This window comes from Microvirga yunnanensis (genome assembly GCF_025460875.1).
In genome coordinates this window covers 1-13,056 of record NZ_JAMXFI010000083.1, presented here as the reverse complement: position 1 = coordinate 13,056, position 13,056 = coordinate 1, and the positions used below count along the sequence as shown (strand labels likewise).

General features: G+C 67.8%; 12 protein-coding genes. 6 read left to right on the top strand and 6 right to left on the bottom strand.

Translation table 11 applies throughout. The features are described 5' to 3' along the window. Positions 1-7: 7 nt before the first annotated feature. Positions 8-727: a DUF1194 domain-containing protein gene (locus NF876_RS29735; protein ID WP_262271900.1), complete on the bottom strand. Its 720-nt coding sequence runs from the start codon at positions 725-727 to the stop codon at positions 8-10. Between the two features lie 437 nt (positions 728-1,164). Here NF876_RS29735 and NF876_RS29730 point away from each other — a divergent pair, with 437 nt between their 5' ends. After that, positions 1,165-2,904, top strand: coding sequence for a methyl-accepting chemotaxis protein (locus NF876_RS29730; protein WP_262271899.1), 1,740 nt, complete (start codon positions 1,165-1,167; stop codon positions 2,902-2,904). Positions 2,905-3,005: 101 nt separating this feature from the next. Here the strand turns inward: NF876_RS29730 and NF876_RS29725 are convergent, their stop codons facing one another. Then, complete coding sequence (locus tag NF876_RS29725; protein WP_262271898.1) at positions 3,006-3,881, bottom strand: branched-chain amino acid aminotransferase; 876 nt, start codon at positions 3,879-3,881, stop codon at positions 3,006-3,008. Between the two features lie 169 nt (positions 3,882-4,050). On the opposite strand from NF876_RS29725, the gene NF876_RS29720 reads away from it, so the two are divergent. Next, positions 4,051-4,728: a haloacid dehalogenase type II gene (locus NF876_RS29720; RefSeq protein ID WP_262271897.1), complete on the top strand. Its 678-nt coding sequence runs from the start codon at positions 4,051-4,053 to the stop codon at positions 4,726-4,728. Positions 4,729-5,091: 363 nt separating this feature from the next. Here NF876_RS29720 and NF876_RS29715 read toward each other — a convergent pair whose 3' ends face one another. From NF876_RS29715 to NF876_RS29700, 4 genes are all read right to left on the bottom strand, one after another. Continuing rightward, the gene (locus NF876_RS29715) at positions 5,092-5,454 is read right to left on the bottom strand and encodes an endonuclease domain-containing protein (RefSeq protein WP_373696741.1); all 363 of its coding nucleotides are present in this window, start codon (positions 5,452-5,454) and stop codon (positions 5,092-5,094) included. Between the two features lie 14 nt (positions 5,455-5,468). Further along, positions 5,469-6,851 carry a M20/M25/M40 family metallo-hydrolase gene (locus NF876_RS29710; protein ID WP_262271896.1) on the bottom strand — a complete coding sequence of 461 codons (1,383 nt, stop codon included), beginning with the start codon at positions 6,849-6,851 and terminating at the stop codon, positions 5,469-5,471. 107 nt (positions 6,852-6,958) lie between these two features. Beyond that, positions 6,959-7,417 carry a GNAT family N-acetyltransferase gene (locus NF876_RS29705; RefSeq protein WP_262271895.1) on the bottom strand — a complete coding sequence of 153 codons (459 nt, stop codon included), beginning with the start codon at positions 7,415-7,417 and terminating at the stop codon, positions 6,959-6,961. Between the two features lie 24 nt (positions 7,418-7,441). Next, the gene (locus tag NF876_RS29700; RefSeq protein WP_262271894.1) at positions 7,442-8,980 is read right to left on the bottom strand and encodes a helicase HerA-like domain-containing protein; all 1,539 of its coding nucleotides are present in this window, start codon (positions 8,978-8,980) and stop codon (positions 7,442-7,444) included. A gap of 124 nt (positions 8,981-9,104) precedes the next feature. Between NF876_RS29700 and NF876_RS29695 the strand changes: the two genes are divergently transcribed. The 4 genes from NF876_RS29695 to NF876_RS29680 all read left to right on the top strand — a co-directional run. Beyond that, the gene (locus NF876_RS29695) at positions 9,105-9,482 is read left to right on the top strand and encodes a DUF2267 domain-containing protein (protein WP_262271893.1); all 378 of its coding nucleotides are present in this window, start codon (positions 9,105-9,107) and stop codon (positions 9,480-9,482) included. 742 nt (positions 9,483-10,224) lie between these two features. Continuing rightward, the gene (locus NF876_RS29690) at positions 10,225-12,207 is read left to right on the top strand and encodes a methylmalonyl-CoA mutase subunit beta (protein WP_262271892.1); all 1,983 of its coding nucleotides are present in this window, start codon (positions 10,225-10,227) and stop codon (positions 12,205-12,207) included. A 71-nt stretch (positions 12,208-12,278) separates the two neighbouring features. Beyond that, positions 12,279-12,665 (top strand): hypothetical protein, encoded by a 387-nt coding sequence (locus NF876_RS29685; protein ID WP_262271891.1) that lies wholly within the window; start codon positions 12,279-12,281, stop codon positions 12,663-12,665. Between the two features lie 114 nt (positions 12,666-12,779). After that, positions 12,780-13,056 (top strand): methylmalonyl-CoA mutase family protein (locus tag NF876_RS29680; RefSeq protein ID WP_262271890.1); only part of this gene is annotated, 277 nt, incomplete at its 3' end.

The window sequence follows — 13,056 nt, the reverse complement described above, 5'->3', positions numbered from 1 at the left end:
GGACGGCTCACCGGCTGGCGTGACGCGAGGCCCCGCCCGTTCCGGCGATCTCCGTCAGAAGCTTGCGCCGCGCCGCCACCGCGAAGGGACGGGTCTCGTCGGCGATCTCCACGAAGGAGCCGGGGCCGCCGATGACGCTCTGGCCGTAATAATCCTCCAGGGCCATGCCGCCGGGACCGCCCGGGCGGCCGCTGCCGGGGCGGCGGATCGCCAGCGCGTTGATGGTGAAGCCCTTGGCCAGCGCCTCCGCCCTCGCCTGCTCGAGCGACCGGCCGTTCATGTTCGGGCCGTCGCCCGATACGTCGATGACCTTGCGGGTGCCCTCATGGGCGTTCGTTTCCACGAGACGGACGGAGAAGTCGATGGCGTTGGAGATGGAATTGTACCCGTAGGCGCCGCGCGGCGCGCCCACGAGCCGCTCCGCGAAAACCTTCGCGCTCGCCTCGTCGCGGATCACGTGCCAGTCGACGATGAGAACCTGGGAGCTCGGCCCGCCCCATTCCATGAAGGCGACCGCGATGGCCCCGAGGGGTCCGTCCTTGATGCCGGCGAGCACGTCGGGGTTCGTGAGCGCATCGGCCCAGCCCCGGCGCTGCAGGCGCAGTTCCTCGTCGTCGATGGAGCCCGATCCGTCGGCCGCGAAGACCAGCTCCAGATCGACCGGTTCCGCCAGGGCCGGAGCGGTCAGAAGGCCGAGGGCGACGAGGCTCTTGAAAACGACGCGCATCGATGGCTCCAGGGACGGGCACGATGCTGGAGCCATTTAGGGCGCCTCGGCGAGGAGACGGCCCGGTGGGCCGATCACAAGTGCGTTGGCGGCTCCTCCGGTCGGGGCGGCGGGGACGAACGGTCCCGTCATGGCCGGGCTTGCGCCGGCCATCCCGATCTTTTGGGGCGCCGCGCTTCACCGTATCGGGATCACCGGGACAAGCCCGGTGATGACGTGGAGGGGGTGTGAGCGCGGTGACGACACCCTCCACACGTCATGGCCGGGCCTGTCCCGGCCATCCCGATCTTTTGAAGCGCGGCGTTTCACCGGATCGGGATCACCGGCACAAGGCCGGTGATGACGTGGAGGGTGGGACGAGGCCGGTGTCCTGCGTCGACCGTGTGATGAGCCTTGCGTCAAGTTACCGTCGAACACGGTTAACCGGATGTTTCACAATGCGTGAAATATTGTCCTGCGAGGGCAAAGTATTCTCACGGGGCAACACAGTGTCATTCTCGCTGCGATCCTGGTCCATCAGGACCAAACTCTTTCTCAATTTCGGCGCTCTGGCGTTGCTGATCATCGGCGCGGTCGGCGGCGGCTGGTTCGGAACTCAATCGATGCATGCGTCCATCGACCGGATCTATGCGGACCGCGTGGTTCCTCTGCGCGACCTGAAGGTCGTGGCCGATCTCTACGCGGTGAACATCGTCGACACCTCGCACAAGGTGCGCAACGACAACATGGGCTGGGCGGATGCTCTCAAGGGGGTCGAGGTCGCGACGACGGACATCGCCAAGCACTGGGCGGCCTACAAGGCGGCCATCGACGATCCCGTCGAGCTGAAGGCCGCCCAGGACGCCGAGGCGCTGATGAAGAAGGCCGATACCGCGGTCGGGAAGCTCGTCGGGTTCCTGAAGGAGGAGGACAAGGTCAGCCTCACGTTCTTCACCATGACCGACCTCTATGCCGCCATCGATCCCGTGTCCGACGCCATCGGGAAGCTGGTGAACGTTCAGCTCGAATCGGCCAAGGCGCGGGCCGACGCGGCGAACGGCCTCTACGCGACGATCGCTATCGCGTTCATGGTGGTGGTCGCCCTCGGGGTGGTCGCGCTCGTGGTCGGCGGCTGGTCGGTGGTCGCGGGCGTGTCCCGCCCGCTGACGCGCATCACGGAGCAGATGCAGGACCTGGCCGGCGGCAACCTGGCCGTTCAGGTCACGGATGCCCATCGCGGGAACGAGATCGGCACTCTCGCCCGGGTGCTCCAGGTGTTCAAGGATGCGCTCGTCGCCAAGAAGGATGCGGATGCCGCCGCCTCGCACGAGGCCGATGCCCGGATGCGCCGCGCGGAGGTGCTGGATCAGCTCACCCGGCGCTTCGACGCCACGGTGTCGGCGCTGACGCAGGGATTGTCCTCGGCGGCGAGCGAGATGGAAGCGACGGCCCGGACCATGTCGACGGGCGTCGAGCAGGCCGCCGATCAGCTCGTCACGGTCTCGTCGGCCGCCCAGCAGACCTCGTCGAACGTGCAGACGGTGGCGGCCGCCACCGAGGAGCTGTCGATCTCGATCCGCGAGATCGCCAGCCAGGTCAGCCAGTCCTCGGCGGTGGCCGAGAAGGCGGTGGCCGGCACCCAGCGCACCAGCGCCACCGTGCAGGAGCTCGCAGCCTCCGCCGAGAAGATCGGCAACGTGGTGCAGCTGATCAACACCATCGCGGGCCAGACCAACCTGCTGGCGCTCAACGCCACCATCGAGGCGGCGCGCGCGGGCGAAGCCGGCAAGGGGTTTGCGGTCGTGGCCTCGGAGGTGAAGGATCTGGCGACGCAGACCGCCAAGGCCACCGAGGAGATCTCGCAGCAGATCGCCTCGGTCCAGCAGGCCACCGGCCAGACGGTGGCGGCGATCCAGGAGATTGCGCGCACGATCACCGAGATGAGCCAGATCTCGACCTCGATCGCCGCCGCCATGGAGGAGCAGGGCGCCGCCACCGCCGAGATCGCCCGCAACGTCCAGGAAGCGGCGCGGGGCACCGAGCAGGTCACCGGCAACATCGTGGGCGTGCAGCACGCCGCCCAGGAGAACGGCGCCGCGGCGTCCCAGGTGCTGGGCGTGGCGCAGGAGCTCGCCCGCCACTCGGAGGACCTCGGCCGCGAGGTGTCCAGCTTCCTGCACGGCGTCAAGGCCGCCTGAACCGCGAGGCGACAGGGCCCAAACAGGATGGGCGCGGGAAGCTCCTTCCCGCGCCCATTGCTTTTTCTCGGACTGTCCCGCCCGCGACCGCGAGCCCGAGCTCACGCTGCCTTCAGGAGCCCCTTGTCATGGGCGAAGGCCCAGTAGAGCTCGCGCGCCCGGCGGTAGAACGGGCCGGGCTGGAGATCGCGGCTGTCGATGCGCAGCACCGGCATCACCTTGGAATAATTGCCCGAGATGAAGATCTCGTCGGCGCTGGCGAAGTCCTCGTAGCGCAGCGTCCCCTCGACCACCTGCGCGCCGTCGTCGCGCAGGAGCTGGATCACGCGCTGGCGCGTGATGCCATTCAGGAACGTCCCGTTCGGATACGGCGTGTAGACCACCCCGTCCTTGGCCATGAACACGTTCGACGTGCCGGTCTCGGCGATGTTGCCGAGGGCGTCGCACACGAGGGCGTTGTCGAAGCCCTTCTCCTTGGCCTCGCGCAGGACGCGGGCATTGTTGGGATAGAGCGCGCCGGCCTTCGCGTCGGTCGGCATCGACTCGAGGGTCGGGCGGCGGAAGCTCGACTTCATCACCGAGAGCCCGCCGGGCACCGGCATCGGGGCCTCGAACAGCGAGAGGCAGAACTGGGTCGATTCCGGATCCGGCGCGATGGTGGCCAGGCCCTCGGCCTCGCCCCAGTACATGGGCTTCACGTAGAGGGCCGTGCCGGGCGCGAACTTCTTCACGCCCTCGCGGACGAGGTCGAGCATGGTTTCCACATCCATGGTCGGCTTGAGGCCGATGGTGGGGGCCGAACGGTTCACGCGCGCGCAGTGCCGGTCGAGATCGGGCGCGACACCTTCGAACACCCGCGCCCCGTCGAACACGGACGAGCCGAGCCAGGATACGTGCGACCGGGGCCCGATCAGGGGCGGATTGCCCTCATGCCACGCACCGTTGAACCAGTTCCACGTCTGCGAATGCCAAGCCACTTGTCTCAATCCTTTTAGGTCAGAAAGCCTGCCGCATCGAATCCCTTGCGGAGGTTCCCGTCAATCGTTCCTTCGGCCATTAGAGCATCAAGACTTGTGATAGGTTTCATGAGGAGGGCTGATCATTGGTCGGATTGCCATCGGGCGTGGCCGGTGCAACCCTTGCGTCATGTCCTCGACCATGCTCCCGCCCGGCGCCAAGGCCGTCATCTTCGATGCCTACGGAACCCTGTTTGACGTGCATTCGGCCGTCGCCCGTCATTCCGCCGCGATCGGCCCGGATGCGGGGCGCTTCTCCGAGATCTGGCGCGCCAAGCAGCTCGAATATTCCTGGGTGCTGTCGCTGGCCGGACGCTACGAGCCCTTCTGGTCGCTGACCGAACAGGCGCTCGACCATGCCTTCGCGCGCTGTCCGCAGGCCGACCTTTCGCTCAGGCCGCTCCTCCTGGACGCCTATCGCCGTCTCGACGCCTATCCGGACGCCCGGGATGCGCTCCGCGCCCTGAAAGCCCGCGGTCTCGGAACCGGGATCCTGTCGAACGGCGATCCCGGCATGCTGAAGGCTGCGGTCGCGTCGGCGGGCCTGACCGGGGATCTCGACGCCGTGCTGTCGGTCGATGACGCCGGCGTGTTCAAGACGAGCCCGCGCACCTACGCGCTCGTGCTCGAGGCCCTGCCCGTCACGGCCGACGAGGTCGTCTTCGTGTCCTCGAACCGGTGGGACATCGCGGGCGCCGCGGCGTTCGGATTCACCTGTATCTGGGTCAACCGGCTCGGGCTGCCCGACGAGTACGCGGCGCTTGCGCCGAACGCGGTGATCGGGTCGCTCGGCGAGCTGCTTCGCTAAAGCATCGGACGTGAAAAGTGGACTTGCACTTTTGGGATCCATCCGATGCTTTCTTCTTGAACGAGAGCATCGGTCAGAACGGAAAACCGGATCCACTTTTCACTGGCGTGGCCCTCTGGGTCCGTCCGATGCTTTAACGCAACGTGCGGACGAAAGCGGGCCACGCTCCTGACCCTTCGGGTCCGCGCTTAGCGATGCTCTAACCGGCGCCGCCTCCTTTACCTCTCCCCGGTGGGGAGAGGTCGAGCGAAGCGAGGGTGAGGGGCCACAGGTCGATCCGGAGAGGGCGTCATCCCTCACCCGGACCTGAAGGTCCGACCTCTCCCACAGGGAGAGGTGGAGTCGCGCTCCGGATCATCAGGCTCAGAGATGAACCCGCTGCTCGAGCTCGGACAGGATCGTCTCGATGACGCCGTCAAGGTCTTCATAAATTTCCGCATTCGAGAAGCGAATGACATGGAAGCCGCAGGCTTCGATATGACGCGTTCTATCCTGGTCGTGCCGGACTTCCCTGTCCGTCGAATGCGTGGCGCCGTCCACTTCGACGACCAGTTTCGCATCCAGGCACACGAAATCGACGACGAACCGGTCGATCGGATGCTGACGCCGGAATTTCCATCGCGCCAGCTTCCGGTTCCTCAAGGACTGCCAAAGCGAGCTTTCGGCATTGGTTTGCTCACGACGGAGATGCCGCGCTCTCTCAATGAATCGCCGCAGTCCCGCCATAGCGGCGCGCTGTCCTATTTCGCCAGGGCCGCCAGGATCCGCGCCCAGGAGCGGGTGCCTTTGTGGAAGCTCTTGAGATCGTATTTCTCGTTGGGCGAATGGATGCGGTCGTCGTCGAGGCCGAAGCCGACGAACAGGGTGTCGAGACCGAGCGTGCGCTTGAAGTCGCCGCCGACGGGAATCGACCCGCCCATGCCGATGACGATGGGGTCCTTCTGCCATTCGTCGTGCAGGGCCGACTTCGCCGCCGTGATGGCCGGGAAATCGTGCGGCAGGGCGAGCGCGCGCGAGCCCTTGTGCCTGATGAACTCCACCGAGCAATCGGCCGGGATGCGCTCGCGCACGAAGGCCTGGAAGCTCTCCGAGATCCTGGCCGGGTCCTGGTCGCCCACCAGGCGGAAGGAGACCTTGCAGCGGGCCTCCGACGCGATCACGGTCTTGGTGCCCTCGCCCGTATAGCCGCCGATGATGCCGTTCACGTCGCAGGTCGGGCGCGACTGGATCTGCTCGATGAGCACGCGCCCCGTCTCGCCGGCGGAATGCTTCAGGCCGACCTGGCCGAGGAACTCCTCCTCGGTGAGGTTGAGACCCTTCCACTGCTCGAGAACCTGCGTGGGCGTTTCCGGCACGCCCTCGTAGAAATCCGGAATCGTGATGCGGCCGTTGTCGTCGTGAATGGCCGCGATGATCTTGGACAGCACGTGAATCGGGTTGCGGGCCGCGCCGCCGAAGGCGCCGGAATGCAGGTCGCGGTCGGCGCAGCGCACGATCACTTCCTCATAGACCATGCCGCGCAGGGACGACGTGATGGCGGGCGTATCCTGGTCCCACATGCCCGTGTCGCAGACCAGCGCCACGTCGGCCTTCAGCTCGTCCTTGTTGGCCACGATGAACTCGGGCAGGAACTTGGAGCCGTCCTCCTCCGCGCCTTCGACGAGGAACGTGATGGTGATCGGCAGCGAGCCGGTGACCGCCTTCCAGGCCCGGCACGCTTCGACGAAGGTCATCACCTGGCCCTTGTCGTCGGCCGAGCCGCGGGCGCTGATGGCCTTGCGGCCGTCGGGAAGCGTGATCATGCGCGGCTCGAAGGGCGGCCTCTCCCAGAGGTCCAGGGGATCGACCGGCTGCACGTCGTAATGGCCGTAGAAGAGCACGTGCAGCTTCCCCTGCCCGCCCGCATGGCCGAGCACCACCGGATGGCCGCCGGTCTCGCGCAGGGAGGCCTCGACGCCGAGGCCCTTCAGCTCGTCGACGAGCCACTGGCCGGCTTTGCGGCACTCATCCTTGTAGGCCGGATCGGTGGAGATGGACGGCACTTTCAGCCACTGGAACAGGCGGTCGAGCGACGCGTCGAGATCGGAATCGATCCGCTGCAGAACTTGGTCGAGCTGGGACATGTAAAATATCTGCCTTGGTGACGGGGTCGTCCCAAGAGGTACTCCCATCACCCGGGTGATCGCAAGCACGGGCTGCCGGCAGGAATCAGGCCTGAATCAGGCCGGGATCACGCAACGAGCGGCTTCGTCAGGTAGACGCGCCGAAAACCCTTCTCCTCGGCCCGGTGGGTCTCGACGAAGCCCAGGCGCTCGTAGAGACGGATGTTCCCGCTCATCGCCTCGTTCGTATAGAGCCGAACGGCTCTCGATCCCCGTTCGGCGGCGAGCCTCTCCGCGAAGACGATCAGCATGCGCCCATACCCGCGCCCCTGCGCGTCCGGACGGACCGCCACATTGTCGAGAAGCATGGTGTCCGGTTCCGGAACCAGAACGAGCACGCCGAGGATTGCGCCCTCGTCGACGAGGACATGGACCGACCGCGTCCCGATGAGGGCAGCATAATCGTCGCTCATCGGGCCGGGCTTTTGCCCGATGAGCGGGACATACCCCGCATAGGCGGCCTGGACGATCGCCTCCACGGCGGCAAGGTCCTCGGGCGCCGCGAGGCGGATGGTGGGCGTCATCATGCTGGCCGCGACACGAGCCGATCCTTACCGCCGCAGCAGACCGCCCAGGGTGCCGCGCACGATGGCGCGGCCGATGGAGCTGCCCTGGCGACCGCCGATGGACTTGCCGATCTCGGCCGCGAGGTTGCCCACGGTCTGGTTGACGATGGTGCGCGTCACCTCGCGGGTCACGCGCTGCGTCACGGTCATCGAGCCCTTGCGCTGGCCGGTCGTCCCGAACAGGCCGCCGAGCATGTCGAGGATCCCGCCGCCGCCCTCGACCGCCTTGGCTTCGGCGGCCGCCTGCTCGGCGCGCTTGGCCAGCATCTCGTAGGCCGATTCCGGATCGACCGGCTGGTCGTACTTGCCCCGCAGGGGGCTCGCGGCCACGATCTGCTGGCGCTCGGACGGCTCGATCGGCCCGACCTGCGCCATGGGCGGGGCGATCAGGGTGCGCTCGACCATGGAGGGCGAGCCCTTGCCCTCCAGGGTCGAGACCAGGGCTTCGCCGACGCCGAGCTCCGTGATGGCCTTCTCGGTGTCGAAGGCGGGGTTCTGGCGGAAGGTCTGGGCGGCGACCCGCACGGCCTTCTGCTCACGCGGGGTGTAGGCGCGCAGCGCGTGCTGCACCCGGTTGCCGAGCTGCGCCAGAACGCTCTCGGGCACGTCGACCGGGTTCTGCGTGATGAAATAGACGCCCACGCCCTTGGACCGGATCAGCCGCACGACGCGCTCGACGGTGTCGACGAGGGCCTTGGGGGCGTCGTTGAAGAGAAGATGCGCCTCGTCGAAGAAGAACACGAGCTTGGGCTGGTCGAGATCGCCCACTTCCGGCAGCTCCTCGAACAGTTCGGACATCAGCCACAGGAGGAAGGTGGCGTAGAGGCGCGGATTGCTCATGAGCTTGTCGGCCGCCAGGATGTTGACGACCCCGCGCCCGTCGCGGTCCGTGCGCATCAGGTCCTTGATGTCGAGGGCGGGCTCGCCGAGGAACTCGTCGCCCTGCTGGTTCTCGAGCACGAGGAGCTGGCGCTGGATCGTCCCGATGGTGGCCTTCGACACGTTGCCGTAGGTGGTGGTGAGCTCGCCCGCATTGTCGGAGATGAGCTGGAGCAGCGCGCGCAGATCCTTCAGGTCGAGCAGCAGCAAGCCCTGCTCGTCGGCGATGCGGAACGCGATGTTGAGCACGCCCTCCTGGGTGTCGTTGAGGTCGAGAAGGCGCGAGAGCAGCAGCGGCCCCATCTCGGAGATCGTCGCCCGCACCCGGTGCCCCTGCTCGCCGAACAGGTCCCAGAACACGACCGGAAACTTGTCGGGCACGTAGTCGATGCCGATCTCCCGGGCCCGCTTGACCAGGGGCTCCTTGCCGGTGCCGGGAGCGGCCATGCCCGAGAGATCGCCCTTGATGTCCGCCGCGAAGACCGGGACGCCCGCATTGGAAAACCCTTCCGCCAGGACCTGGAGCGAGACGGTCTTGCCCGTGCCGGTCGCTCCCGTCACCAGGCCGTGGCGGTTGGCAAGCGGCAGCTCCAGATATTCCGGCTTGGTGCTTTTGCCGATGAAGATCTTCCCGTCTTCGAGCATCGAGTCTCTCCCGTATCCTCCCAAGGATCTTAGATTGACCGTGGCGAGTTTCCACTGTCGGGTTTCTTGATTTAATGGTTTAGTTGTGAACTAACGACCCGGTTCCAGTCTCAGGAGAATCTTAATGGACGAACTCATCGCCCGCGTGACGCAGAAGACCGGCCTCGACCAGGCGACCGCCCGGAAGGCCATCGGCATCATCCTGGGCTACCTTCAGAAGGAAGGGCCGCAGGCCGAGGTCAACCAGCTGATCGCCGCCCTGCCGGGCGCCCAGGAGGCCATCGACGAGACGAAAAGCGGCGGCGGCGGCCTCATGGGCATGGTGGGCTCCATGGGCGGCGGCGTGATGGCGCTGGGCGGACAGCTCATGGGCGCCGGCGTGTCCATGGGCCAGATGCAGCCCCTCGGCAAGGAACTCTTCGCCTATGGCCGCGAGAAGGCCGGCGAGGACGTGATGGGTCCCATCGTGGGCTCGATCCCGGGCCTGTCGCAGTTCGTGTAAACCTCGACCCCGTCAACGCCGGCCCTGTGCCGGTGATCCCACTCTGAGAAACAGAGCGCCCCTCCGCATCGGGATGGCCGGCACAAGGCCGGCCATGACGTGGGAGGGTGTCATCACCCGCTTACACCACCCTCCACGTCATCACCGACCTATCCCACCCCGCAACGTCATCACCGGGCTTGTCCCGGTGATCCCGATCCGGTGAAGCACCGCGCTTCAAACGATCGGGATGGCCGGGACGTGTTGGCGCATGTCCACGGCACGAAGCCTCAAGGCCAAGCGTTCCCGGGCCATTGTCCGAACGAGGCGCGGGACGAACATGTCCGTGTGTCAGATGACGATGAAATGACCCGCCGAGAGAGCCAAGCCTTTCTTTATTTGGGCGAACTCGACCGCCTTCTGTGAACCGGAGCCATCGACGTCGTAGGACAGGACCCCTGAGGTCTTGTCATACAGAATTTAATCGTTCTGCGGCCTATGCGGCCCCATCGCGACGCATCCGGCGCCCCATGGCCGGACATCCCTGAATGGTCGGTCACGATCATGTTGGGCCCTGACAGAACCGCGCCAGGGCGTTCATGATTCGGGACCCTCTCCCGGAGGGCAGACGAAAAGCACCTCGCCCTGATGGAGCCGGCCAGGCTGACCGCCTGCCGCAATCCCGTCCTTTTGCGCATTCCCAGCGCCCGCCCGACCCGGTATCGTCCCGCGACATTTCCGCCGCTGCCGGACGAGAACGCTCATGGACGACCTCACCTTCGCCGCCGACTTCCCGCAAGCCACCCGCGAGCAATGGCTCAGGCTGGTCGAGGGCGTGCTGAAGGGTGCCGACTTCGACAAGAAGCTCGTCTCCCGCACCCATGACGGCATCGCCATCCAGCCGCTCTACCCGAAGGCGGAGGGATCCGCGCCGGTCGCGCGCGAGCAGGCCGGCCGCTGGCTCGTGTCGCAGCGGGTCGACCATCCCGATCCGGCGACCGCGCGGGAGCTCGCCCTCCTCGACCTCGAAGGCGGCGCGGATGCGCTGACGCTCGTGGCGAGCGGAACCCGTTCCGCCCGCGGGTTCGGCCTGCGGGTCGGGAGCCTCGACGACCTCGACCGGGCCCTGTCGGGCGTGATGCTCGACCTCGTGCACCTGCGCGTCGACGCGGGCGGACACGGCCGCCCGATGGCGGCGCTGGTCCTCGCCCTGGCCGAACGGCGCGGGCACAGGCTCTCGGACCTGTCCCTCGATCTGGGCCTCGACCCGGTCGGAGCCATGGCCGCCCAGGGGCGGATGTCCGCCTCCTGGGACGTCATGGCCCGGCGCATGGGCGACACCCTCGCGCGCCTGACCGCCCAGGGCTTCGCCGGCCGCGCCTTCCTGGCCGACGGGCGCGTCTACCACGAGGCCGGCGCCGGCGAGGCGCAGGAGCTCGCGGCCGTCCTGGCGACGGGCATCGCCACCCTGCGGGCGCTCGAAGCGCAGGGCCATCCGCTCGATGCGGCCCGCCGGGCGCTCTCCTTCCTCCTCGTGGCGGATGCGGACGAGTTCCTCACCGTGGCGAAGCTGCGGGCGCTGCGGCGCCTCTGGGCGCGGATCGAGCAGGCCTGCGGCCTCGAGCCGAGACCGATCCGCCTGCATGCGGAGACCGCCTGGCGCATGACCACCCGGCGCGACCCGTGGGTGAACGTGCTGCGCGCCACGATCGCGGCGTTCTCGGCCGGGATCGGCGGGGCCGATACGGTCACGGTGCTGCCCTTCACGGCGGCGCTCGGCCTGCCCGACGCCTTCGCGCGCCGGATCGCCCGCAACACCCAGCTGATCCTGCTCGACGAGTCGAACCTGGCCCGCGTGGCCGACCCGGCGGCCGGCGCCGGCGGCTTCGAGGCGCTCACGGACGCCCTGTGCGAGAAGGCCTGGGGGTTGTTCCAGGAGATCGAGCGCGAGGGCGGCATCCTGGAGAGCCTCAAGGCGGGCGGGCTCCAGGCCCGCATCGCGGCCGTGCGCGCCCGGCGGGAAAAGGCCGTCGCCACCCGCCGGGAGCCGATCACCGGCACGAGCGAGTTCCCGAACATCCATGAGGCGGATGTGGCCGTGCTGCTGCCGGCGTCCGCCGCCGACGCGAGCCCGCCCCCCGCGGCGTCGCCCTCGGCCCCCGCCTCGACCGAGACGGATTTCGCTTCCCTCGTCCGGATGGCCGGACAGGGCGCAACCCTGCCCGGGCTCGTGGGCACCGCGGCCGGCCCGGCGCCGGTGGCCATCGCACACCTGCCGTCGGTCCGCACGGCCGAGCCGTTCGAGCGCCTGCGCGACCGCGCGGATGCCCACCGGGCCAGGACCGGGGAGCGCCCGAAGGTGTTCCTGGCCAATCTCGGGCCGATCGCGGCCTTCACGGCCCGGGCGACCTTCGCGAAGAACTTCTTCGAGGCCGGCGGCATCGAAGCCGTCACGAACGACGGGTTTTCCGACAACGAGAGGCTCCGGCAGGCTTTTGGAAACAGCGGAGCCAGGCTGTCCTGCCTCTGCTCGACCGACGAGATCTACGAGCAGCATGCCGCCGCGGCGGCCGAAACCCTGCGCGCCGCGGGATCGACCCTCGTGGCCCTGGCCGGGCGGCCCGGCGAGCACGACGAGGCCTGGACCCGGGCCGGAATCGGCACCTTCGTGTTCGCCGGCTGCGATGCCCTCGCGATTCTGAGCCAGGCTCTCGACGAGGCCGCTCCGGGCGTCACGCAAAGCTGAACCGCCTGTCAGGAACCCGCCCAAAAGCCTCACGTTGGTTCAGCCCGATCCCTGTTGCTGCGGAGCGTCCCATGCGTGTGATGTCCTGTCTCGGCGCGGCGGCCCTGATTGCCCCTGCCCTTGCCCTTGCCCTTGCCCTCGCTCCTCCGGCCCGCGCGCAGGCCAGCCGGTTCGACGGCAACTGGAGCGTGGAGGTGGTGACGGAAAAAGGCGCCTGCGACCGGGCCTACCGCTATGCGGTGATCGTCCAGAACGGCCGCGCCCGCTACGGCGGACCGGAGAATTTCAACGTCAACGGCCAGGTCCAGCCGAACGGCTCGGTCTCGGCCAGCATCTCGCGCGGCCAGGATCGCGCCGACGTCTCCGGGCGCCTGTCGGGCCATACCGGCCGCGGCACGTGGTCGACCTCGGGCGGACGGGTCTGCTCGGGCTTTTGGAACGCGGAGAAGCGGGGGTGACATTCCCCGGCCTGCCCCGTCTCCGACCATGCGCCGATAGCATCCCGGTGCCGGATGCCCTAAAATGACGCCCATCACCGTGTTTCATCCGTCAAGGGCATCCGCTTCAAGGCCATGACCAGCATCCCGGACTTTTCGAGCGTCGCCTTCGCGGCCGCTCCCCTGGCGCCCTCCCCCCAGCCCGGCGGCGAGCCCTGGCTGACGCCGGAGGGAATTGCGGTCAAGGGAGCCTACGGGCCTGAGGATCGCGCCGGACTGGACTTTCTCGACACCTGGCCGGGCGTCGCGCCGTTCCTGCGCGGCCCCTACCCGACCATGTACGTGAACCAGCCCTGGACCGTGCGCCAGTACGCCGGCTTCTCCACGGCGGAGGATTCCAACGCCTTCTACC